Source organism: Xanthomonas campestris pv. badrii (genome assembly GCF_012848175.1).
Taxonomy (GTDB): domain Bacteria; phylum Pseudomonadota; class Gammaproteobacteria; order Xanthomonadales; family Xanthomonadaceae; genus Xanthomonas; species Xanthomonas campestris_C.
This window is the reverse complement of record NZ_CP051651.1, coordinates 2,014,980-2,038,124: the sequence shown is the minus strand read 5'-3', so window position 1 is coordinate 2,038,124 and position 23,145 is coordinate 2,014,980. Positions and strand designations below refer to the sequence as shown.

Here is a 23,145-nt window from a genome sequence, read left to right as displayed (position 1 = left end):
CATGGCGTATCCAACATAGGCGATCAGAAGCTCCAGCCCCAGCTCACCTGCCCGCCATAGGCGGTCTGGCCGTCGCCTTCGAGGCCTTGCAGCGACAACGACATGCGGCTGTTCGGTGAGGTGACCAGGCCGACTCCCAGCTCGCCGATCACCGCGTTCCTGGCAAGGGTGACGCTCTGCACCACAAACTGCGCATCGGTGTCGATAAAGCCGGCCGAGCGCTGCACGGCACGGTCGCCAAACGCATGCCGCCAACCCAGCGACGCATGCAGTGCTGCCTGCTGACCAAGCGCCCACTGCCCACGCACGCCCAGCGTGCCGGTGATGAACTCGTCGGTGGCGCGCTCCACCGCCAGCCCGGCAATTCCGCCGCGCTCGCTGAAGCCGTCGGTCTTCAGGCGGGTGTAATCGGCGGCAAGAAACGGGGTGTAGACCGCATTGCCGCTGCGCAGTTGCCAGGACGCTTCCAGCGATGCGGTGATCGCGGTGGCATCGTAGTCGCTGCTGAGGCGTTCTTCGAGCACATCGGGCAGCAGCACGCGGCGCGAGGCGTCCACCCGGTAGTCGGCGTAGTCCAGCGCGCCCTGCAGCGAGAACGCGGACCACGCTGCCTGCGCGTATACGCCGGCATGCGTGCCCTCGATGTCGGCACGATCGCCCCACTCGCGCGACCAGCTCTCGATGTCCTGGCTGCCCACCGCCACGCCGACCACGCTGCGCTCGCCGACGCGACGTTCCGCACCGGCCATCACACCGTTGTCTTCGCGGCGCACTGCATGCGTATCGGCATCGCCATCGACACGATTGGGCAGGCTGCGCCCGGTGATCCAGACCATGGTCTCGCCGATCCGGGTGTCCTGGCTGTCGCCACGCAGATGGCTGCCGATGCCGCTGGTCAGGAAACGGCTATCCAGCATCGCGGTGGCGGTACTGGCATGGCTTTCGCCCGACAGTGATGCGAAGGCAGTGGCCAACGCCGTGGGATCGTCCGGCAACCGCACGACCGATTGATACACCGGGCTGGTCACCGGCAGGCCATCCACGGCGGATGCCGCGGCCTGCTGGTTGGGAGTGGTGACCGTGTCGATCATCCCCACGGTGTTGCGCCCCAGGAAGATCGACAGTCCGGTGGCGCTGCTGTTGAAGTTCGGGTCGACGAAGGCGTAATCGGCCACGATGTTGGTGAATTGCCCGCTCACCCCAGCGGCGGCATTGATCACCGGAATTTCGGTGAACAGTGGCCACTCGGCGGCACGTACCATCTGCAAGGTGCTGCCCGGCGCCACGATCGCCGCACCGCCCACTGTCACCGGCGTCACGCCTCCATCGGCCCCTGGCGCGACCTGCACGGTGGACCCGCTGCCGATCGTGGCATTGCCGCTGACAGCGAGCGTGCCGTTGGCGCCGCCGATGAGCAGGTTGCCACCGGAAAGCACGAGGCTGCCGATGGTGCCGCTGCCGGTGAGCGTACCGCCCGGCCCCACGGTGACCGCCCCGCCGAGTGCGGCGCCTGGATTGGCGAGATTGCCCACGCTCAGGGTGCCGGCATTGACCTCGGTCGGCCCGGCGTAGCTGCTGCTGTTGGCGGTCATCAACAGCGTGCCCAGGCCGCTCTTGATGAAGCCTCCGACGCCGAACAAGCGGCCCGAATAGATGCCGTTGCCGGTTTGCAGGAAGGTCAGCGTGGCATTGTTGGTGATGTCGCCTTGCAGGCTGGCGGTGTTGCCGATCAGGTTGCCCACGCTGACCGTGGTCCCCCCCAGATACGTGTTGCTGCCATCCAGGGTGAGCGCACCGGCGCCGGTCTTGATCAGCGCGCCGCTGCCGGTGATGGTGCCGGCGAACGTGCCGTCCCCGGCCTGGTCGAAGACCAGCACCGCATTGTCGAGGATGTTGCCCTGCAGGCTGGTGGTGTTGCCTTGCAGGGTGCCACTGGCCACGGTGGTGCCACCGCTGTAGGCATTGCTGCCGGCCAGCGTGAGGACAGCGGCGCCCTGCTTCACCACGCTGCCGACGCCGCTGATGGTGCCGGCAAACGTGCCGTCGCCGGCTTGGTCGAACACCAGGGTGGCATTGTCGATCACATCGCCCTGCAGGCTGGTGGTATCGCCGATCAAGCTGCCCGCACTGATCAAGGTGCCGCCGGAATAGCTGTTGGCGCCGGTCAGCTGCAGCGCGCCGCCGCCGGTCTTTTCCAGCGAGCCGGTGCCGCTGACCACGCCGGCATACACGCCGCCGCTGCCCTGGTTGAACACCAGTGCCGCATTGTTGGCGATATTGCCCTGCAGGCTGGTGGTGTCGCCGATCAGGCTGCCGGCGGCAATCGTGGTGCCGCCGGTGTAGCCATTTGCGCCGTTGAGCAGCAAGGCACCGGCGCCATCCTTGATCAGGGTGCCGGTGCCGGTGATCGACCCGCCAAACACACCATCACCCGCCTGGTTGAACACCAGCGTGGCGTTGTCGACGATCCCGCCCTGCAGGCTCGCGCTATCGCCAACCAGGGTGCCCGCAGTGAGCGTCGTGCCCCCGGTATAGGTATTGCTGCCGGCCAGCGTCAACGTGCCGGTGCCGGTCTTGATCAGCGCGCCGCTGCCGGCGATGTTGCCGGCCAGGCTCAGGTCGGCCGGTGTGTCGACAGTCAGCGCAGCGCCCAGGTTGATCGCGTTGCCCAGCGCGGCGGCAATCGCATTGCTGAGCACCGAATCGCCAGCCACCGACAGCGTGCCGCTCCCCAGTGCGGTGTTGCTGCCGACCAGCAGCGTGCCGGCATTCAGCACGCTGCCGCCGGCGTAGCTGTTGTTGCCGGCCAGGGTGAGTGTGCCGGTGCCGTCCTTGATCACTCCGCCGGCACCGCTGATTGGCCCGGACAACGCCAGGTCGTTGCTGCCGAGCAGCGTCACCGCGCCGTCCAGCACCACTGCGTTGCCCACGGCCAGTGCCTGGTTGCTGTCGATGCGGGTGCTGCCGGCGGCGGTCAGCACGCCGGTGCCCAATGCCTGCGCATCGCCCAGCACCAGCGTGCCGCCCCCCAACGATGTGCCGCCGGCATAGCTGTTGGCGGCGTCGAGCACCAGGGTGCCGGTGTCGAGTTTCTGCAGTGCGCCAGCGCCGCCGATGGCAACGTCGATGGTGCCGGTGACGCCGGGATCGACGCGGATGATGGTCGTGGCGGCATTGGCGCTCAGTGCGCCGGCGCCTGCATCGCTCAGCACATAGCCATCGGTGATGAACTGCATGCCGGTGATGCCCTGGGTGCCCTGCACACCCACGGTGCCGGCGCTACCGCCGAAGACGGCAAAACTGCTCTGCCAATCGCTGTTGGTCAGGCCGTCGATGGCCGTCCAGTTGGTGGCAGTGCTGGTCCAGGTACCGTTGCCGCCGTCGATGGCGCCGTTGGCAATGGTCTGCGCGCCATCCCAGAACTGCACGTTGCTGCCGGGCGAGAGCACCACCACGTTGACCTGTTGGGCAAGCGCCGTCTGCAAGGTCAGCTGGGTGGGATCCACGCTACCGGGCAACGTGCCGATGTTCATGCCGTTATCGGTCAACGCGCCGCTGTAGTCGATCAAACGATAGACGCCGCTACCGAAGCCGCCGATGTCGGTGATGTTGAGCGTACCGTCCAGCGTGAGGTTGCCATTGACCGCCAGCACGCCGGTCTGGCTGGGGATTCCCAGGAAGGCATCGAGCGTGGCAGTGGGGGCCATGCTCAGGCTGCCGGTAGTCAGCAAGGCGCCGCTGCTCACCACCAGGCGGCCACCGTCATTGACGCTGACCGCGGCATCGATCACACCGCTGCCGCTCAGCGTGCCGCCACTGGCCACGCTGACGCCGCCCGCGCTGGCCAGGCTGCCATCCACATCCAGCGTGCCGCCGAGAACCTGGGTGGTGCCACCCAGCGCGCTGCTGCCGGTGAGTTGCAAGGTGCCGGTGCCGGCCTTGTCCAGATTGCCGGCGTCGCTGAAGCTGCCGGCGAAGGTTCGATCGCTGTTGTCGCCGCCCAGCTGCAAGGTGCTGCCGCCGGCAATGGCGACTTCGCCCAGCCCGCTCACGGCGCTCAGGTTGGTGCTGCTGCCCAGCGCCAATTGCGCACCCGCCGCCACATCCACCGTGCTGGCGCTACCCAGGGTGCCGCTGGCAGAGGTGGCAAGCACGCCGGACTGCACGGTGACCGGGCCACTGAAGCTGTTGGCAGCGGACAGGGTCAGGGTGCCGAGCCCTGTCTTGGTCAGTGCGCCGGTGCCGCTGAGCGTGCCGGTCAGCGCCAGATCGGCAGCGCTGGCGATGGTCAGATCGGCGCCGAGCGTGACGGTGTTGCCCAGCGCCAGTGCAATGGCATTGCTCAAGGTGGAAGTGCCCAGCACCGACAGGCTGCCCGTGCCCAGGGCGGTAGTGCTGCCGACGAGCAGCGTGCCGGCATTCAACACGCTGCCGCCGCTGTAGCTGTTGTTGCCGGCCAGGGTGAGTGTGCTGCTGCCGTCCTTGATCAATCCGCCGGCACCGCTGACTGGCCCGGACAATCCCAGGTCGTTGCTGCCGGGCAGCGTCACTGTACCGTCGAGCACCACTGCATTGCCCACGGCCAGCGCCTGGTTGCTGTCGATGCGGGTGCCGCCAGCGGCGGTCAGCGCGCCGGTGCCCAATGCCTGCGCATCGCCCAGCACCAGCGTGCCGCCACTCAGCGAGGTGCCGCCGGCATAGCTATTGGCTGCGTCGAGCACCAGGGTGCCGGTGTCGAGTTTCTGCACGCCGCCGATGCCGGAGATGGCGACATCGATCGTGGCCGTTGCACCGGGGTCCACGCGAATGGCGGTGAGCGGCGCGGTGACGTTGAGCGCAGCGGCGCCCGCATCGGTCAACTGGTAGCCATCGCTCACGAACTGCAGGCCACCCACCTCCTGCGTGCCCTGCACGCCCACGCTACCTGCCGTGCCGGAGAACACGGCAAAGTCGCCTTGCCAGGTGCTGTTGGCCGAGCCATCCTGGCCGGTCCAGTTGGTGGCGGCCCCCCACACGCCCGAGCCGCCGTCCACCGTGCCGTTGGCAGTGGTCTGCACCCCGTCCCAAAACTGCACGATGCTGCCCGGCGCCGTGACCACCAGGTTGATCTGCTGGCCGATGGCCGTCTGCAACGCCAGCTGGCTGATGTCGACACTGCCCGGTATCGCGCCGAACAGCATGCCGTTGTTGGTCAGCGCACCGGTGTAATCGATCAACCGGTACACACCGCTGCCGAAGCCGCCGATGTCGGTGACATTGAGTGTGCCATCCAGGGTGAGATTGCCGTTGACCGCCAGCAGGCGCGTGGTGCTCGGTGCAGCCAGCCCGACGTCCACGATGGCGCCCGGTGCCAGCGTCAGGCCGCCCACACTGAGCGAGGAGCCGCTGGTCAATGCCAGCCGGCCACCGTTGCCGATGGTGGTGTCGCTCGAGATGGTGCCGTTGCTGCCGGAACCGGTCAGCGTGCCGCCAAGCGCAACGTTCACTGCACTGGTGCCGAGGCTGCCGACCACATCCAGGGCCCCCCCGCTGACCTGGGTCGCGCCGCCAATCGCGCTGCTGCCGAGCAAACGCACGGTGCCCGCGCCGACCTTGTCCAGGTTACCGCCGCCGCCCAGGCTGCCGGCGAAGTCGCCGCTGCCCAACTGCAGGGTCGCACCGGCATCGGTGTCCACGCTGCCCGTGCCGGCGAGCGCGTTGATCAGCCCGCCGTTGGTCAGGTTCAGCGTCGCGCCGGCGGCCAAGTCGACCAGGCTGGCATTGCCCAGCGATGCCGCGGTGCTGGCCACTACCGTTCCACCCTGGATCGCCAGCGGGCCGGTGTAGGTATTGCTGCCACTCAGCGTCAAGGTGCCGAGACCGGTCTTGGTCAATGCGCCTGCACCGCCGATCGTGCCGCTGGCCAGCATGTCCGCCGCGTTGTCGATGGTCAGCGCGGCGCCCAGGTCGATCGCGTTGCCCAGGGCCACGGCGATCGCATTGCTCAGCACCGAGTTGCCGGTGACCGACAGGCTGCCGCTGCCGAGCGCCGTGTCCGCGCCTACCGCAATCTTGCCCGCCGCGAGCGTGGTGCCACCGCTGTAGCTGTTGCTCGCAGTCAGCGCCAACGTGGACGCGCCAGTCTTGATCAGGCTGCCGGTGCCGGTGATGGCGCCATTCACCGCCAGATCGTTGCTGCCGACCAGGTTGAGCTGGCTGTTCAACTGCACGGCATTGCCGATACCCAGCGCGGTGTTGGCATCCAGTTCCGCCGCACCCGCGACAGTCAGGTCACCGGCGCCCAGCGCGCCGGCATTGCCCAGCACCAGGCGACCGGCGTCCAGGGTGACGCCGCCGCTGAAGGTATTGGCACTGCCCAGGGTCAGGCTGGCGATGCCCTGCTTCTGCAGGCTGCCGGTGCCGCTGATCACGCCATCCAAGGCGATGTCCTGCGTGCCTGGCAGCGTCAACGCACCATTCAACGCCAGCGCGTTCGCCAGCGTCACCGCGCTGCTGGCGTCCAGCGACGTACCGCCTGCAGCGGTGAGCGTACCGGTTCCCAGCGCAGTGTCGCTGCCGACCACCACGGCGCCGGCCTGCAACTGCAGGCCGCCCGACCAGGTATTGCTGCCGCCGAGCGTGAGCGTTTGCGTGCCGTTCTTGACCAGGCTTCCAGCACCGTCGATGACGCCTGCCAGGCCCAGGTCCTGCCCATCGACGCTGAGCGCGCCGTTCACCGTGATGGCATTCTGCAAGGTGACCGCGGTGCTGGCGTTGAGTGCGGTGCCCTCGTCGGCGGTCAGCGCGCCGGTCCCCAGCGCGGCATTGCTGCCGACCACCAGCGAACCCGCATCCAGCAGCGTGCCGCCGGTGTAGAGGTTGTTGCCGATCAGCGTCAATGCACCGATGCCCTGCTTGACCAGGCTACCTGCCCCGCTCACGGTACCGGTCAACCCAAGGCTGTTGGTGCCGGTCAGCGACAGTGCGCCATCCAATGCGACATCGTTGGCCAGCGTGACCGCACTGGTGGCCTGCAACTGCGTGCCGTCGGCAGCGGTCAACACACCACTGCCCAGGGCCGTGCTGCTGCCAACAAGCAGGGCACCCGCATCGAGATCCACGCCGCCCGCAAAGGTATTGGCACCGCCCAGGCTCAGCGCCGCGTTGCCGCCCTTGACCAGCCCACCTGCCCCGCTGATCCCTCCATTGAGTGCCAGGTCCTGGCTGCCGCCGATCGACAGGTCGGCATTCAGCACGACAGCGTTGGCAAGCGCGCGCGCCGCAGTGCCATCGAGCAGGCCACCGGAAACGGTCAGGGTGCCGCTGCCCAGCGCCGTATCGCTGCCCAGCAACAGGCTGCCTGCGGTCAGCTGGGTGCCTCCGGCATACGTGTTGTTCCCTGCCAGGGTCAGGCTTGCGGGGCCGAGCTTGTCCAGGCCGCCGGCGCCGCTGACGGTGCCGGTGAGCGTCAGCGCATTGCTGCCGCCGATGTTGACCAGCCCGGTCAAGGCGATGGCATTGGCAAGCGTGCTGACCGCGATGGACTCCAGCGTGGTACCGGCGGCGGCGGTGAGCGCACCGGTGCCAAGCGCCGTGTTGCTGCCCACGATGAGCTTGCCCGCGCCCAGCGTGGTGCCCCCGCTGTAGGCGTTGTTGCCACTCAGGGTGAGGTCCCCGCTTCCGGATTTGACCAGGCTGCCGGCGCCGCTGATGCCGCCGCCGAGCGACAGCGCCTGTGCGCCATCGAGCGTGAGTGCCCCGGCATTCAACGCAATCGCATTGGTCAACGTGGTTGGAGCGCTGCCTTGCAACGCGGCATTGCCGGTGACTGTCAGGGCACCGCTGCCGAGCGCGTTGCCGTTCGCTATCTGCAAGGTGCCGGCATTGAGCGTGGTGCCACCGGTGTAGGTATTCAGACCACTGACGGTGAGCGTGCCGGTGCCCAGCTTGGTCAACGCGCCCGCGCCGCTGATGGTGCCGGCCAGGTTCAACGCGGTTCCATTGCTGGCCAGGCCCAGCGTGCCCGTGAGCGATATCGTGTTGGTCACGGTCGCCGCGGCGCCTGCATCGAGGGTGCCGCCGCTGGCAGTGAGTGTGCCGGTGCCCAGCGCCGCATTGGCGCCGACCACCAGCCGCCCATTGCTCAGCGTGGTGCCGCCGGTGTAGCCATTGATGTTGGTCAGGCTGAGATCGCCAGCGCCGCTCTTGACCAGGCTGCCAGCGCCATTGATCACGCCGCCCAGGGTGAGCGCCTGCGTGCCGGTCCAGGTCAACGGCCCCGCAAGATTGACCGCGTTGCCCAGCGTCAATGCGGCGCTGGCGCTCAGGTTGGCGTTGTCGATGACATCCAGCAGCCCGGTGCCCAGCGCCGAGCTGTTGCCCAACTGCAGGGTACCCGCCGCCAGTGTGGTGGTGCCCGAATAGGTGTTCGTTCCATTGAGCGTAAGCGTGCCGAAGCCGTTCTTGGTGATGCCCCCCGTTCCTGCGAGCGATCCAGTCAAGGTCAATGCATTGCCGCTTGCGCCCAGGCCCAATGTGCTGCCCAACGCGAACGCGTTGCCAAGCGTCAACGGTGCAGCCGTATCCAGCGTCCCGCCTGCGGCAGTGACGGTACCGCCGCCGAGTGCGCTGGCCGTCTCCAGCACCGTGGTACCCGCGCTCAGCGTGGTCCCCCCCGTATAGCTGTTGACGCCGCCCAGGGTCAGCGTGCCCGACCCGGTCTTGTTCAATGCGCCGCTTCCGCTGACAACGCCGCCAAGGCGCACGTTGTTTGCGCCGCCGATGCCGAGCGCGGTGTTCAACACCACCGCATTGGGCAGGTCGAGCGCAGCATCCGCCAGCAGGCTGCCGCCGGATGCGGTGATGGTGCCGGTGCCCACCGCACTGCTGTTGCCAGCCGCCAGGGAACCTCCTGCCAGATTCACGCCACCAGTGAAAGTGTTGGTGCCGGCCAGGCTCAACGCGCCGGAGCCGGTCTTGGTCAACGCTCCTCCACCGCTCAACGTGCTGCCGATGGTCAGCGCGTTGGCACCTTGCACGGTCAAGCCACCTGCGGCCAACGTGATGCCGCCCGCAGGCGCCAGCGTCAGGCCGGTAGTGGCTTCGAGCGTGCCGCCATTGGCCGTGATGGCGGTACCGAGTTGCGCCGGCGTGGCAAATCGCAACACGCCGCCATTGAGCGCACTGCTTCCAAAGTTGCCTGCGCCGCCCAGTGTCCAGGTACCGCTATTGACGCGCAGGCCGTTGAAGTTGATGTACTGGTCCGTGCTCAGCGTACCGGCGCCCGTGTTGCCGCTCCCGGTTCCGCTGACCGCATTCTGCGCAACCAGCGTGTTGTTTCCGCCTGCGCCGCCATCGACCACGCCGGCTCGCGCAAAGCGCAACAGACCGCCCGGACCGAGCAGCTCCAGGCCGACGCCGCCGGCGCTACCGATGCTGCTGCCGGTCACCGCAGTGAAGGTGTTGGTGCTGTTGACACCCATCGCCACGCTGCCACTGATGGTGCCGGCATTGATGAAGGTATTGCCGGTGGCGGACGGCTGGAAACCGACGCGTCCTTCGATGGTGCCGGTATTGACGGCGTTGACGGTGCCGCCGCCGCTCACTGCAATGACCGGGGTGTCGGCGCCCAGGACCGACAGGTTGATGAGCGGCCTGCTGCTGATCAAGCCGGCATTGTTGATCTGTACCGTGCCATTGCTGGCGGAGGTGATGCCCAGCGCCATGCCGTCGAGATTGAGCAGGTTGCCGCCGAGCACACCACCGGTGCCGTAGATGCTGCCGCTTGCAAGATTGTTGGCGATCACCGCGGTCGAGCTCGTATTGCCCATGGTGACGCCGGTGCTCAGCACCGACAGCAATCCAAGCACGGACGGGTCGATGGAGCCGCTGTTGTTGAGCGTGGCGTTGGTGCCACCGAGTGCGATCGCCGTGCCCCCGAGCAGGCCCGCAGTCATCTGCGTCCCGGCAGCCACGTTGAGTGTGAGATTGTTTGCGTTGCTGGAAAAGGCATTACCGGTGCCGGCAAGGCCGGTGCAGGTCACGGTTGCGCCCGCCGCCGGGATCGCAGGCGTGCAGGCTCCCCAGGCCAACATGGGGCTGGCGGCCCCTGCCGCTGCCATCACCAATCCTGGCACGATCCGTCGCCCTGCCCCGGGCTTGCGGCGGCGGTGTACCAGCTCGTGCGTCACCACCCAATTGCCGATGGTCGCGTTCCAGACAAGCGCAAATGCACGATTCATCCTGACTCCCCTGACGGCCGTCCATGTCAAACGCTATGCACGCGCCTGCTTGATGACGGCGATGGATTGAGATCCGACTCTTTGTTGGGCAAAAATCTACCCGCACCCGCCGTTTGCAGGCGGAAGTTGATTAATACCAATTGCACATTCGACACGGCGGAATTAAATTAATAGTTCAACAGGCACCCTCGAAACCGTGCCGAATATCACTAACCATGCACTATTACATAACTTCAAGCCATTTTGTCGAGGCGTTCGCTTGCGCTCGCTTTAAGGTGCGCATGGCCGCGTCCGGTCCCAGCCAATAGTCGAGAATGCTTGGTTATCGCCGCTATTTGCGGCACTTGGGGACGCTTCTGGTTGCACCGGTCGCATCGACCGACAGATACCGAGTTGGTGCGACCAGTTCATTGCGACAGCGAGGCGAACCATCGCAATATATCGAACAGTACGCTGAGTTGATTCCAGCGCCGGTCTTCGGCGAGCTAGACCCAAAATCCATTTTCTCACTGGAAAAGACCACTTTATCAGCTGGTTCCCGCCGCGAACCCAACAGGCCTTATCCATATACAAACCCAAGTGTAATCATAATATGTGCCGTCGAGTCTGGTTGCTCACATCCGGACGTGGCGATGAGATTATCCTGACGGTGTCAAACGCCGCGTCTCATCACCTATCGATGACCCAGCGTCGTTTAGTAGTTGCGCAGCGTGATCTTCGACACGGAAATCTGACGACATGATGCTCGACTCGGGAGCCAAATCGCGGGAACGCCACTCCGACTGGTCGGGGGTACCGATCGACCTAGGCGGCATGGAACCGCTGGAACAGATTGCACGCCTGTTATGCCACGCATTGGTGGCTCCAGCGGCGGCCCTTACCATCACCGAAGGCGGCCGCGTGCGTGTGCTTGCCGCGCGCGGCATCGATCCGGACCATGTCGAACAGGCGATTGCGCTGTGCCCTTCGCCACTGGATTCGGCCAACGGCGTCGCAGAGCTGATCGAGCACGCTGCACTGGAACCGATTCAACTTGGCGACGCGGCCTTCCCCGGCTTGCCCGCGCGGTTCATCGCCTGCGTCGCCGTCGGCGTGCCCCAGACCGGCATTTGCGGCACCCTGTGCGTGATCGATTCGCGCGAGCGCCGCCTGGCAAGCCAGGAGCATCAGCAGCTGCGCATGTTCGCCAACGTGGCCGCTGCACAACTGGAACTGCAGTTCGGTGCAGGTCGTCGCGAGCCGCATAGCGGGCTGTTCAATGCGCGGCAGCTGCAGTCGGATCTGGATGCCCTCGCCCTCGGCAGCCACTGCGTGCCCACCATTGCCGCCTTCATCGAGGTCTACGACACGCAGGCGGCCAACGAGGCGCGCCAGGCGCTGGGCATGCAACCGCTGGAAGAATTGATCCGGCATGCCAGCTACGTGTTGACGCGCGCCCTGCGCGGCAAGGCAACGGTCTACCACGTGGCGCCAATGCGCTTCGCCTTCTTCCTGCTGAACTCTGCGCCCGACGAGATGGAAGACCTGCTGCTGGACCTGCGCGACATGCTGCAAAAGCCGGTGGACGCGGCCGGGGTGCCGATGTCGCTGACCTTCCATGCCGGCGTGGTGCGCTTTGCACCGCAGCAGCCGGACACCAACGATGTGATGCGCAAGGGCCTGGTATCGCTGGGCGATGCGATCAACAACCGCGCCGTGGTGTGCTGGTACAGCGCATCGCAGGACGATGCCATCCAGCGCTCGTACCGTTTGGCGCTGGATGCGGAAAAGGCGCTGGATGCCGGCGATTTCCGGCTGGTCTTCCAGCCGCGTATCAACCTGGAAGACCTGTCGGTGACCGGCTTCGAGGCGTTGCTGCGCTGGCAGCACACCAGCCTGGGGCCGATTGGCCCGGACGAGTTCATTCCCCTGTTCGAAAAGACTGCACTGATGTGCACGGTCACCAACTGGGTGATCGAACACGCGCTGCTGCAGCTGGCGCAGTGGCGCGCGCAGGGCCTGGACTTTTCCATCTCGATCAACCTCTCGTCACGCGACTTCGGTAACACCAATCTGGCTGCAGACGTGATCAATCGCTGCAGCGAGCTGGCGATCCCCACTCAGCGGGTGGAGCTGGAGATCACCGAAGGTCGCTGGCTGCGCAGCAATGTCGAAGCGGTTCCACGCCTGCGTGCACTGCGCGAAGCGGGCGTGAGCGTGTCCATCGACGACTTCGGCACCGGCTACAGCAATTTCGGCTACCTCACCGAGTTACCGATCAACGTGCTCAAACTGGACCGCTCGCTGGTCACCGGTATCGCCATGAAGGCCGGCATGCAGATGCGTGCAGAAGCCGTGGTGCGGCTGGCCAGCGCACTGGGCTACCGCACCGTTGCCGAAGGCATCGAACATGCCGACGAAATCGCCCTGCTGCGCAGCTGGGGCTGCGACGAGGCGCAGGGGTATCTGTTGTCCAGGCCGATGGAGGCGCATCTGGTGGCTGGGTACGTTCAACAGGCCACAGAACGACGACGCCTTCCCTGAGGCGACGATGCCGGCGCGCAGACAACGCCGGCTCGACCCACAGGCAGGCCGCACGCATGCAGACAGGGCAAGATTCCCTGCCAGAGCGCATGCTCAGGCTGCCGACAGCGCGTAATCCAGGGCGGCGCAGATCGCCGTCACCTGTGCCGCATTGCATTGCTCAGGCGTAGCGCGCGGGCTGTCCGGGTACACCTCGGTGGTGGTGCGATAGCGCGCATCGGTCATGCCGGCACACAGGCCCAGCTGCCGCACCGGATAGTTGATGACGCCATGGCCCACCACCGCTGCGCCGATGATCTGCCCCTGCGCATCGGGCGGCGCGATATGCGTGACCCGGGCCACCGCGGCGATCACCGCTTGCTGAAAGGCGGGCTGCGGGTCTTCGCTGTCGCCGACCAGGTAGAACCCGTCCGGAATGCTGCCTGGCACGAACGCCACACCATCGCGTGCCGCCAGCGCAGGACGGAACTCACTTTCGTCGCTGTCAGTGGTCTCATGCAGGTCGACATGCACCAGCATCCTGCCGGCGGTGTCGGCAAGCAACTGCATCAGCGCCGCCGACTCCGGGGCCGGGCTGTGATCGCGGAACGCGCGGTTGGGATCGATCGCCGCGGCGTTCCAGCGCTGGATCCGCTCATAGCCCCAGGGGTTGATGCAGGGGGCCACCAGCAGATTCAACCTGCCCGCATAGTCGGCAGCGCGGTGCTGCAGGAACTGCAGTGCGCCCTGCACGCCACTGGTTTCGTAGCCGTGCACGCCGCCAGTCACCAGCGCGCACGGCAGTGCGGTGTCCCACGTGGCGCTGCGCAATGCCAGCAGCGGGTACTGCGTGGAGTCGGCAGCAATCGTTCCGTACTGCACGCGCGCATAGCCGTCGCCCAGCGCATCGATGGCCTGCACCACTTCGGCCGCATAGCTGCGCTGTACCCGCTGCCTGGCGCGCCACGCGCTGCGTTCGTCATCGCCCCAGGCCTGGCCAGGGGTACCGATCGGATAGCCGAGTTGCGTTGTCATCACCAAGGTCGCGTTATTGGAGGCGCCCAAGGGTAAGCGCTGGGCCGGCAGAAGAAAAACCGGGCTCGCGGTATCGTTCACCGCGCCGCTGCTACGAGCGCAGCGGTCTCGCTGCCCACTATGGCGCGCGAGGCCGCATATCTTCTGAACACGCCCAGCGACTGGCTGGGCTGGGCGCCACTGTCGACATTGCAGCCAGGGCATTGACCCCGACCTACATCCTGCACAAACCCGGTGGCTGCATATTTTGCCTCCAGCGCGGCAATCATCGCAGCAAGACGGAAAATCCTCCCTGCAATCGATGGCGGTGTGGAAACGGGCTGCAAAAATTTCCGCTCCGTTCGTAACATGCGATGCGGCAGGCCTTCGAGGAGGATCAAGCATCGTGAACCGGCCTGCTGCATCCACAGACTTGCGTCATGATGCAATCGATTGCTCTTTGAAGCGCGTGCAAATCGCGGCATGCCCCCCAACAAACAGCAGGCCCTGCGCCAACCCGACACAGGGCCTGCACCCCTCAATCAATGACGGCATGCGCCGCATGCCGCGCCTTGATTATGCGGATTCTTCCTGCGGCTTGGCCTGCTTGGAGCGGCCGCCCTTGCTGCCGATGCGCGACATGTGATCGCGGTCGCGACTGACCGCCTGGCCACCCTTGCGGCCCGCCTCGCGTGCTTCGTCGCTGGTGAATTCATGCGCGTTACCGCTGGCGTGTGCGGCCTTGCCACCGCTGCTGGCCAGCACGCGACGCTTTTCGGGGTCCAATGCGGCAAAACCGCGCCGGCTACGAGTACTGTTCTGTCCGTCTTCCACTGTGCCTCCTCTCGATGCATGGGGTACGTCATTGGGTAATCTGTCTACCGCAACAATCGTGCCAACCCGCAAAAGCAGACTAGACGGTGGCAAACGGGCACATACAGGAAAAAACCGCTGCGCTCGCTGTGCAAATCTTGCACACCTTCACGGCGATGGCCGGCTGCAGCGCGCTACGACACGGGTAGCGCTACCAAACTGGCGCCCTGGTCGCTGCGGTGCGCGCCACTTCGCTCAGGGGCGACGTGGCGTAATGACGTCCCAACGCACAAGCGCTTGGGCAATACGAATGGCGCAGGCTGGGGAGACTGCAACGTGCCTTCGGCGATCGAACGACGGCGCTGCCGTTCCGGCGCGGTGCCGCTGCGCACGCAAGACGCCGCTCCCCTATCCCACTGCCTGTTCCAGCACCGCAGTACGACGATCGTCGCAAGCGGCCGACGCGTGTGCGAGCGCATCGCCTATCAACAGCAAGGTCGGCAGACCTGGCAGCAGCGCCGCTGCAGCGGCGCCAAGTTCGCCCAGCGTGGTGAGGCGACGTTGCTGCTCGGGACGTGTGGCCGCCTGCACGATGGCTGCCGGCGTAGCGGGCGGCAGATGCGCCAACAGCGCCGTCGCCAGCGCGTCCGCACGTCGCAGGCCCATGTAGATGCCCAGCGTGGTGCCGCTGGCGGCCAGTGCACCCCAATTCGGCTCGCCGTGGTCGTGCGTATGCGCAGTGACGAAGGTGATGCCATGGCAATGGTCGCGGTGCGTCAGCGACACTTCCAGCGCCGCGGCGGCGGCGAACGCGGCACTGACCCCGTTGATCACCTGCACACCGACACCGGCGCGACGCAGGAAGTCGATTTCTTCGCCAGCCCGCCCGAACAACAAGGCATCGCCACCCTTGACGCGCACCACGCGCAGACCCTGCAACGCATAGCGCCGCATCAGCCGGCAGATGAACTCCTGCGGCGTGGAGCGGCAGCCGCCGCGCTTGCCGACGCGGATCACGCGCGCCTGCGGTGCCAGCTCAACGATCCGTGGATTGGCCAGATCGTCGAGCAGCAGCACCTGCGCCACTGACAGTGCCTTGACTGCCTTGATGGTCAGCAGTTCCAGATCGCCAGGACCGGCAGACAACAACACCACATCACGCGCGCAGGAAGGGGTGACGGACATGAGAGATCTCGCAGTGTGTGGAGGGGTGAAGTGCATCAGGCCAGCCGCGGTTGGCGGCACAGCCGGGTCAGTTGCGGTACGCACGAGCCGCAGACGGTGCCGCAGCCCAGGCGTTGTTTGAGTTGCGCCACATCGGCGCCATCGTCGATGGCCGCATGGATCGCCGACGCCGCAACATTCATGCAGGTGCAGACGATCGGATCGCTGGGCACAGCAGGCGTGGGTGCGAACACCGCCAGCCGCGCGCCGCGCCACGGCGTGCCTGCCAATGCGGTGCGCAGCAGCGCCTGATTGGCCTGGCTGGGGTGCGCGGCAGTGAGCAACAGGCCGTCGATATGACTGCGCCCGTCCTGCGTTCGCCAACCGACGCGGCGCATCAGCCCACGGCGCAGATCGCGGTATTCCAGGACATCGGCACCGGCCGGCAGCTGCAAGGCGGCGACCAGGCGATCGATCCAGGCCGCCTCGGGCGCCTGCGCGCAGGCGGCGTGCAGCACCGCCCATTCGCCGGCGGCCTCCGGCAAGGGTTCGGCATGCAGGCGCAGGCTGGCATAGCCGCAGTCGCGCAGCAGCGGCTGCAACGCCTGTTGCAGCGCCAGCGCATCGCCGCGCCGCGCGGCCAGCAGATGCCAGCCGAACACGGCCTTTTCCACCCGCACCGCCGCGTGCTTGAGCTCGGGCTGCTGCGAGCGCGCGTCCACTGCCGGCGTACTCACTTCATTGATGCCGCCGCTGGAAAGCGTCTGCCCGCTCCAGTGCATCGCCGCGAACACGGTACCCGAGCGCAGCTCATCAGATAACTCCAGCGGCAGCACCAGCGCGCCGCGCTTGCTGGCCACCTGCACCAGTTCGCCGGCCACCAGTCCGCGCCGCGCTGCATCGTCCGGGTGCATGCGCAACGACGGTTCGGGACTGTGCGCAAACGCAGCCGCCACCCGTCCGGTGCGCGACATGCCATGCCACTGGTCGCGCAGGCGACCGGTCAGCAGCCGCATCGGAAAGCGCGCCGAGGTCGCCTCGGCCACCTTGCGATACGCGGTGGCATGGAAGCGCGCACGCCCGTTGTCAGTGGCGAAGAGGCCATCGGTGTAACGGCGCGCCTGCCCCTGCGTGCTGCCGGCTGGAAACGGCCATTGCTGCGGACCATTGTCCAGCATCGCGTAATCCAGGCCGCCGATATCCAGGTCGCGCCCCACCGTCAACGCGCGGTGTTCGTCGAATACCTGCGCGGTGGTGGCGAAGGCGAACAGCCCGGCTGCGGCGCCGGGGTGCAGCCTGGCCTCCAGCCGGCGTGCCACCGCGTTGGCAATCCACCAATCCGCACGCGCCTGGCCCGGCGGCTCCACCGCCTTGCGCACGCGGGTGATGCGACGCTCGGAGTTGGTCACGGTGCCGTCCTTTTCGCCCCAGCTGGCGGCAGGCAGCAGCACATCGGCATACGGCACGGTGTCTGTGCCGGAAAACGCATCCTGCACGATCACCAGCTCGGCCTGCTCCAGCGCCGCGCGAATGCCGGCCACCTCCGGCATCGAGTGCACGGGATTGGTGCACACGATCCACACCGCCTTCAGCGTGCCGGCACGCAGGCGTTCGAACAATTCCACGGCCGGCGTGCCGGGCGTGGGGCTGATGCGCCCGGCTGGCACGCCCCACAGCGTTTCCACCTCCGCGCGATGCTCGGCATTGCCGATCTCGCGGTGCGCCGCCAGCATCGTCGCCATGCCGCCGACCTCGCGCCCGCCCATCGCATTGGGTTGGCCGGTCAACGAAAACGGGCCTGCACCGGGTTTGCCGATCTGCGCGGTGGCCAGGTGCAGATTGATCAATGCCAGGTTCTTGTCGGTGCCGTGCGCCGACTGGTTCAAACCCATGCAATACAGCGACAGCGCCGCCGGGCTGCGCCCGAACCACTCGGCCGCCTGCACCAGGTCCTCATGCGAGATCCCGCAGATCTCGGCGCTCATGCGCGGGGTGTATTCGCGCAGCATCCGCTTGAGGGCATCGAATTCCTGGGTATGGTCCGCAACGAAACGCGCATCCACCAGACCCTCCCAGATCAGGTGATGCAGCATGCCGTTGAAGAGCGCAACGTCGGTCCCCGGTTCGATCGCCAGGTGCAGGTCGGCCATGGCCGCGGTGTCGGTACGGCGCGGATCGATCACGATCCAGCGAATCTCCGGGTTGCGCACACGCGCGTCTTCCAGCCGGCGAAACAGCACCGGGTGAGCGTAGGCCATGTTGCTGCCGGCAAACAGCACCGTCTGCGCCAGCTCCAGGTCTTCGTAGCAGGTGGGCGGGCCATCTGCGCCCAGCGCAAGCTTGTAGCCGGTGACGGCACTGGACATGCACAGCCGCGAATTGGTGTCGATGTTATTGGTGCCAATCAATCCTTTGGCCAGCTTGTTGAAGACGTAATAGTCCTCGGTGAGCAGCTGCCCGGAGAGATAGAACGCCACCGCATCCGGGCCATGCGCCTGGATGATGGCCGCCAGTTTGCTGGTGACGTGCTGCAAGGCCTGATCCCAGCTCACCGGCGCACGCGGCGCCTGCCGGTGCCGACGCAATTCGGGGGCCAGCACGCGCCCCTGCGTACTGATGGTGGTCTGCGGCAACGCCAGCCCCTTACCGCACAGACGGCCATGATTGGCCGGGTGCTGTGGGTCGCCTTCGATGCCCACGATGCGCTCGCCGGCATCATCGTGCTCGCTGTGGATCAACACGCCGCAGCCGACACCGCAGTAGCAACAGGTCGAGCGCGTGATGCGGTGCATCGGTGACGCCACCGACGCTTGCGCAACGGTCTGCGTGGATGGAGACGACAGGCCCTCGCTCATGCGGCCGGCTCGGCAACGGCCTGGGGCTCGGGGACCGGCTGCAACACGATCCACACCGCACCGGCCTCCACCTTCACCGGATACCGCGGGGCGCAGCCCACGTCCGGCGCGCAGGCCTGCCCGCTCTGCAGGCCGATCGCCCAGCCATGCAATGGGCAGGTCACCGTGTCGCCGGCCACGATCCCTTGCGACAATGGGCCACCCTTGTGCGGGCAACGATCGCGCAGCGCAAACACCTGATCGCTGGCGGTGCGGAAGATGGCGATCGGCGACAGGCCGTCGACCTCCAGCACGCGCGCACCCAGCGCCGGCAACTCCTGCAAGGCGCACACATGCACCCACGCGTGATTGGGCATGCTCATTCCTCCACCGTGGCCGCAGGCGCCGCGATCCGCAGCGGTTGATATTCCTGGCGACGCTCGCCTGCGATGCGTGCCTTCCACGGGTCGACCAGGCCTTCCAGCGAAAACAGCAGGCGCTCGTACAGCGCTCGCCGGTTTGCCGCATCGTCCACCACCTGTGCACGGATGTAATCCAGGCCCACGCGCGCGATGTAGTGCACGGTGCGGTCCAGGTAATAGGCCTGCTCGCGGTACAGCTGCAAGAATGCGCCGGTGTACTCGCGCACTTCCTCGGCAGTGCTCACCTTGACCAGGAAACGCGCCACCTCGGTCTTGATGCCGCCGTTGCCGCCAACGTGCAGCTCCCAACCCGAGTCCACCGCAATGATGCCCACGTCCTTGATGCCGGATTCGGCGCAGTTGCGCGGGCAGCCGGACACCGCCAGCTTCACCTTGTGCGGGCTCCACATATTGGCCAGCATGGTCTCCAGGTCGATCCCCATCTGCGTGCTGTTCTGGGTGCCGAAGCGGCAGAACTCGCTGCCCACGCACGTCTTCACCGTACGGATCGACTTGCCGTAGGCATGGCCCGACGGCATGCCCAGATCGCGCCATACATCCACCAGATCTTCTTTCTTGACCCCGAGCAGATCGATGCGCTGGCCGCCGGTCACCTTGACCATCGGCACCGCATACTTGTCGGCCACATCGGCAATGCGGCGCAGCTCGCCGGCATTGGTCACCCCGCCCTTCATCTGCGGAATCACCGAGAAGGTGCCGTCCTTCTGGATGTTGGCGTGCGCGCGTTCGTTGATGAAACGCGATTGCGGATCGTCGATGGCCTCATGTGGCCAGGTCGACAGCATGTAGTAGTTGATCGCCGGCCGGCAGGTCGCGCAACCGTTGGGCGTGCGCCACTCCATGAACGCGTAGGCCTGCGCATGGGTGAGCAGCCTGTGCTCGCGGATGGCGCGGCGCACCTCGCCGTGACTCAGGTCGGTACACGCGCAGACGGCCTTGGTCTTCGGGGTTTCCTGGAAATTGGAGCCCAGGCAGTTCATCAGGATCTGCTCCACCAACCCGGTGCACGAGCCGCACGAGCTGGCCGCCTTGGTGTGCTTCTTCACTTCATCGACGGTGAACAGGCCCTGCTCGCTGATCGCCTTGACAATGGTGCCCTTGCACACGCCATTGCAGCCGCAGACCTCGTCGCTGTCGGCCATCACGCTGGCGCGATCCTGGCCGCCGGTGCCCGAATCGCCCAACGCGCTTTCGCCGAAGATCAACTGATCGCGTTGTGCCTGGATCGGCGTGCCGTCCTTGAGCAGCTTGAAATACCAGCCGCCATCGCTGGTGTCGCCATACAGGCAGGCTCCTACCAGCACGTCGTCGCGGATCACCAGCTTCTTGTAGACGCCGCCGGCCGGATCGGACAACACGATCTCCTCGCAGCCGTCGCCGCCCATGAAATCGCCGGCAGAGAACAGATCGATGCCGGTGACCTTGAGCTTGGTCGACGCCACCGAGCCGCGATAGATACCGATGCCGAACTGCGCCAGGTGGTTCGCGCATACCTTGGCCTGCTCGAACAACGGTGCCACCAGGCCGTAGGCGATCCCACGATGGTTTGCGCACTCGCCCACCGCATACACGCGCGGATCGAAGCTCTGCAGGCTGTCGTTGACCACGATGCCGCGCGAGCAATGGATGCCGGCTTCTTCGGCAAGGCGCGTGTTGGGGCGGATGCCGGCGGCCATCACCACCAGATCGGCCGGGATTTCGCTGCCATCGGCGAATCTGGCCCCGATCACTTCGCCCTGCGCGTTGCCGAGCAGCGCGCTGGTGGCGGTGTTCAAGCGAAATTCCAGGCCACGCGCGCGCAGCGCCTGCTGCAACAGGTTGCCGGCCACCGGATCGAGCTGGCGTTCCAGCAGCCAGCCGGCCAGATGCACCACGGTCACGTCCATGCCGCGCACTTTCAGGCCGTTGGCCGCTTCCAGGCCCAGCAGGCCGCCGCCGATCACCACCGCATGCTGCTTGCTGCGCGCGGTGTCGATCATGGTGCGGGTGTCCTGGATATCGCGATACCCGATCACGCCCTTCAGCTCGTTGCCCGGGATCGGCAACACGAACGGCACCGAGCCGGTGGCGATCAGCAGGCGGTCGTACTCGGCCTCGGTGCCGTCGGCGGCAATCACCCGGCGGCGCACGCGATCGATGCGGGTGACTTCGGTGTTCAAATGCAGATGGATGCCGTTGTCGCGGTACCACTGCAACGGGTTCAACACGATGTCGTCGAATTCCTGCTCGCCGGCCAGCACCGGCGACAACAGGATGCGGTTGTAGTTGGGGTGTGGCTCGGCGCCGAACACGGTGATGTGGTACATGCCCGGCATCAGCTTGAGCAGCTCTTCCACGGTGCGGATGCCGGCCATGCCATTGCCGATGACGACGAGTCTGGGTTGCTGCATTGCCTGGATTCCTGTCGACATGTCAGACGCGCGCCGCGCCGGCGGTGGACCATTCGCTGCGCCACTGGGTCTTGACGCCTGCCAGTAAACCCCAGCCGCCAAGCGCGAATGCGGAGAACAGCCACATGCCCAAGGCATAGCTGCCGGTGTGCTGCTTGAGTACGCCCAACCCGGCCGCAAGCGCGAAGCCACCGATGCCGCCGGCCATGCCGATCAAGCCGGTCATCACCCCGATATCCTGGCCGAAGCGCTGCGGCACCAGCTGGAACACCGCACCATTGCCGGCGCCCAGGCACAACAAGGTCAGCACGAACAAGGCCAGCGTGATGGTGGCGCCGCCGGCACCGACCCCGGCAATGCCTACCAGCGTGGCCACCAGCAGATATACCGCCAGCAAGGCACGCGTGCCGCCGACACGGTCGGCAATCACGCCACCCAGCGGGCGCATCACCGAGCCGGCCAGCACGCAGGCCGCCGTGGCCCAGCCCGCGGTCCGCGCGTCGAAATCGAACTGGTCGTGGAAGTAACCCGGCAACGCGCTGGCAAAGCCGGAAAAGCCGCCGAAGGTGATCGCGTAGAAGAACATGAAGCGCCACGCGTCGCGGTTGCCCACCAGCACGCGGCCGTAGTCGGACCACCGCTTGCGTGCGACCGGGGTCGGTGCCTCCTTGGCGATCGACGCAAACACGATCAGCGTCAGCACCAACGGGATGCACGCCAGCCCGAACACGTTCTGATAGCCGAAGGCGGCCGCCAGCATCGGGGCGAACAACGCCGCCAGCACCGTGCCGGAATTGCCTGCACCGGCGATGCCCATCGCCGTGCCCTGATGCTCGGGTGGATACCAGCGCGAGGCCAGCGGCAATGCCACCGCGAACGAAGCGCCGGCGATACCGAGCAGCACACCCAGCAGCAGCACCTGCCCCATGCTGTGCACGCCCAGTTTCCAGGCACCGAACAGCGCAGCGATCACTGCGAGCTGCGCGACCATGCCGGCGCGCTTGGCGCCGATGCGATCGGCAAACATGCCCAACACCAGGCGCAACACCGCCCCGCACAGGATCGGCACCGCCACCATCAGGGCGCGCTGCTGTGTATCCAGGCCCAGCGATTGCGCAATCGGCACCTGCAACGGACCGAGCAGATACCACACCATGAAACTCAGGTCGAAATACAGGAAGGAAGCGAACAAGGTGGGCGTGTGCCCGGATCGCCAGAACGAGCGCTGCATAGAGACCTCTTCGAATGCGATGGTCAAAAAAAAAACGGCGCCCCTCCGGTAAACCGGAAGGACGCCGTTGTCCTGGATGCGTGCGGATCGCCGTTGAACCGCTGCACCGTGTACATGTTGTTGCAGGCACGCCGTTGCACCTGCACGTGAGTGCTACGCAATCACCATGCCAACTTGTTCACTCCTGCATCACGGCGACGCAAGTCATTGAAAAATTGGTGATTAATTGTGATGTGACCGGTCCCCCCGGAGAAGCAGCAAGGCCGAACGCATGGCCCGATTCCCGGCTTTCGTGCAGCGATGCACCAAACCTGTGCGGCGCGGTCTTGCGGTGCTGGGGACGCCATCGATTTGCGCCCAAGCCTCGCACCGCGAACGGTCTACGTGTCCACGCCGATGCCAGCAAGCCATGGCTCCAGGCTCCGATTTTTCCATCGACGAGTTAGCCGAGCACACAATGCTTTGCGATCCAGGCAGGAGCCGCCAGCGGATCGCTTGTCCCATGCACACCGACCCTCTCGACCGGTCCTTGCC

At 66.3% G+C, this 23,145-nt stretch carries 10 protein-coding genes; 1 reads left to right on the top strand and 9 read right to left on the bottom strand.

What is annotated here, in order from left to right:
* Positions 1-23: 23 nt before the first annotated feature.
* The gene (locus tag HG421_RS08545) at positions 24-10,220 is read right to left on the bottom strand and encodes an autotransporter-associated beta strand repeat-containing protein (protein ID WP_169706036.1); all 10,197 of its coding nucleotides are present in this window, start codon (positions 10,218-10,220) and stop codon (positions 24-26) included.
* Between the two features lie 738 nt (positions 10,221-10,958).
* Between HG421_RS08545 and HG421_RS08540 the strand changes: the two genes are divergently transcribed.
* Positions 10,959-12,743: an EAL domain-containing protein gene (locus HG421_RS08540; RefSeq protein WP_169706035.1), complete on the top strand. Its 1,785-nt coding sequence runs from the start codon at positions 10,959-10,961 to the stop codon at positions 12,741-12,743.
* 93 nt (positions 12,744-12,836) lie between these two features.
* Here the strand turns inward: HG421_RS08540 and HG421_RS08535 are convergent, their stop codons facing one another.
* From HG421_RS08535 to HG421_RS08500, 8 genes are all read right to left on the bottom strand, one after another.
* The gene (locus HG421_RS08535) at positions 12,837-13,757 is read right to left on the bottom strand and encodes a M14 family metallopeptidase (protein ID WP_169706034.1); all 921 of its coding nucleotides are present in this window, start codon (positions 13,755-13,757) and stop codon (positions 12,837-12,839) included.
* Positions 13,758-13,834: 77 nt separating this feature from the next.
* Complete coding sequence (locus tag HG421_RS08530) at positions 13,835-14,137, bottom strand: hypothetical protein (protein WP_169706033.1); 303 nt, start codon at positions 14,135-14,137, stop codon at positions 13,835-13,837.
* 175 nt (positions 14,138-14,312) lie between these two features.
* On the bottom strand, positions 14,313-14,570 hold the full coding sequence (locus HG421_RS08525) for a KGG domain-containing protein (RefSeq protein WP_005990975.1): 258 nt from the start codon (positions 14,568-14,570) through the stop codon (positions 14,313-14,315).
* A 387-nt stretch (positions 14,571-14,957) separates the two neighbouring features.
* A complete protein-coding gene (cobA, locus tag HG421_RS08520; RefSeq protein ID WP_211161838.1) occupies positions 14,958-15,704 on the bottom strand; it encodes a uroporphyrinogen-III C-methyltransferase in 747 nt (248 codons plus the stop codon).
* A gap of 65 nt (positions 15,705-15,769) precedes the next feature.
* Positions 15,770-18,568, bottom strand: coding sequence for a nitrate reductase (locus tag HG421_RS08515; protein ID WP_169706031.1), 2,799 nt, complete (start codon positions 18,566-18,568; stop codon positions 15,770-15,772).
* The gene (nirD, locus tag HG421_RS08510) at positions 18,565-18,930 is read right to left on the bottom strand and encodes a nitrite reductase small subunit NirD (protein ID WP_169706030.1); all 366 of its coding nucleotides are present in this window, start codon (positions 18,928-18,930) and stop codon (positions 18,565-18,567) included. Before nirD ends, HG421_RS08515 begins: the two co-directional genes overlap by 4 nt.
* Positions 18,927-21,344 carry a nitrite reductase large subunit NirB gene (gene nirB / locus HG421_RS08505; protein WP_248279503.1) on the bottom strand — a complete coding sequence of 806 codons (2,418 nt, stop codon included), beginning with the start codon at positions 21,342-21,344 and terminating at the stop codon, positions 18,927-18,929. The genes nirD and nirB overlap by 4 nt, the downstream gene beginning before the upstream one ends.
* A gap of 58 nt (positions 21,345-21,402) precedes the next feature.
* A complete protein-coding gene (locus tag HG421_RS08500; RefSeq protein WP_211161837.1) occupies positions 21,403-22,572 on the bottom strand; it encodes a nitrate/nitrite transporter in 1,170 nt (389 codons plus the stop codon).
* Positions 22,573-23,145 lie beyond the last annotated feature (573 nt).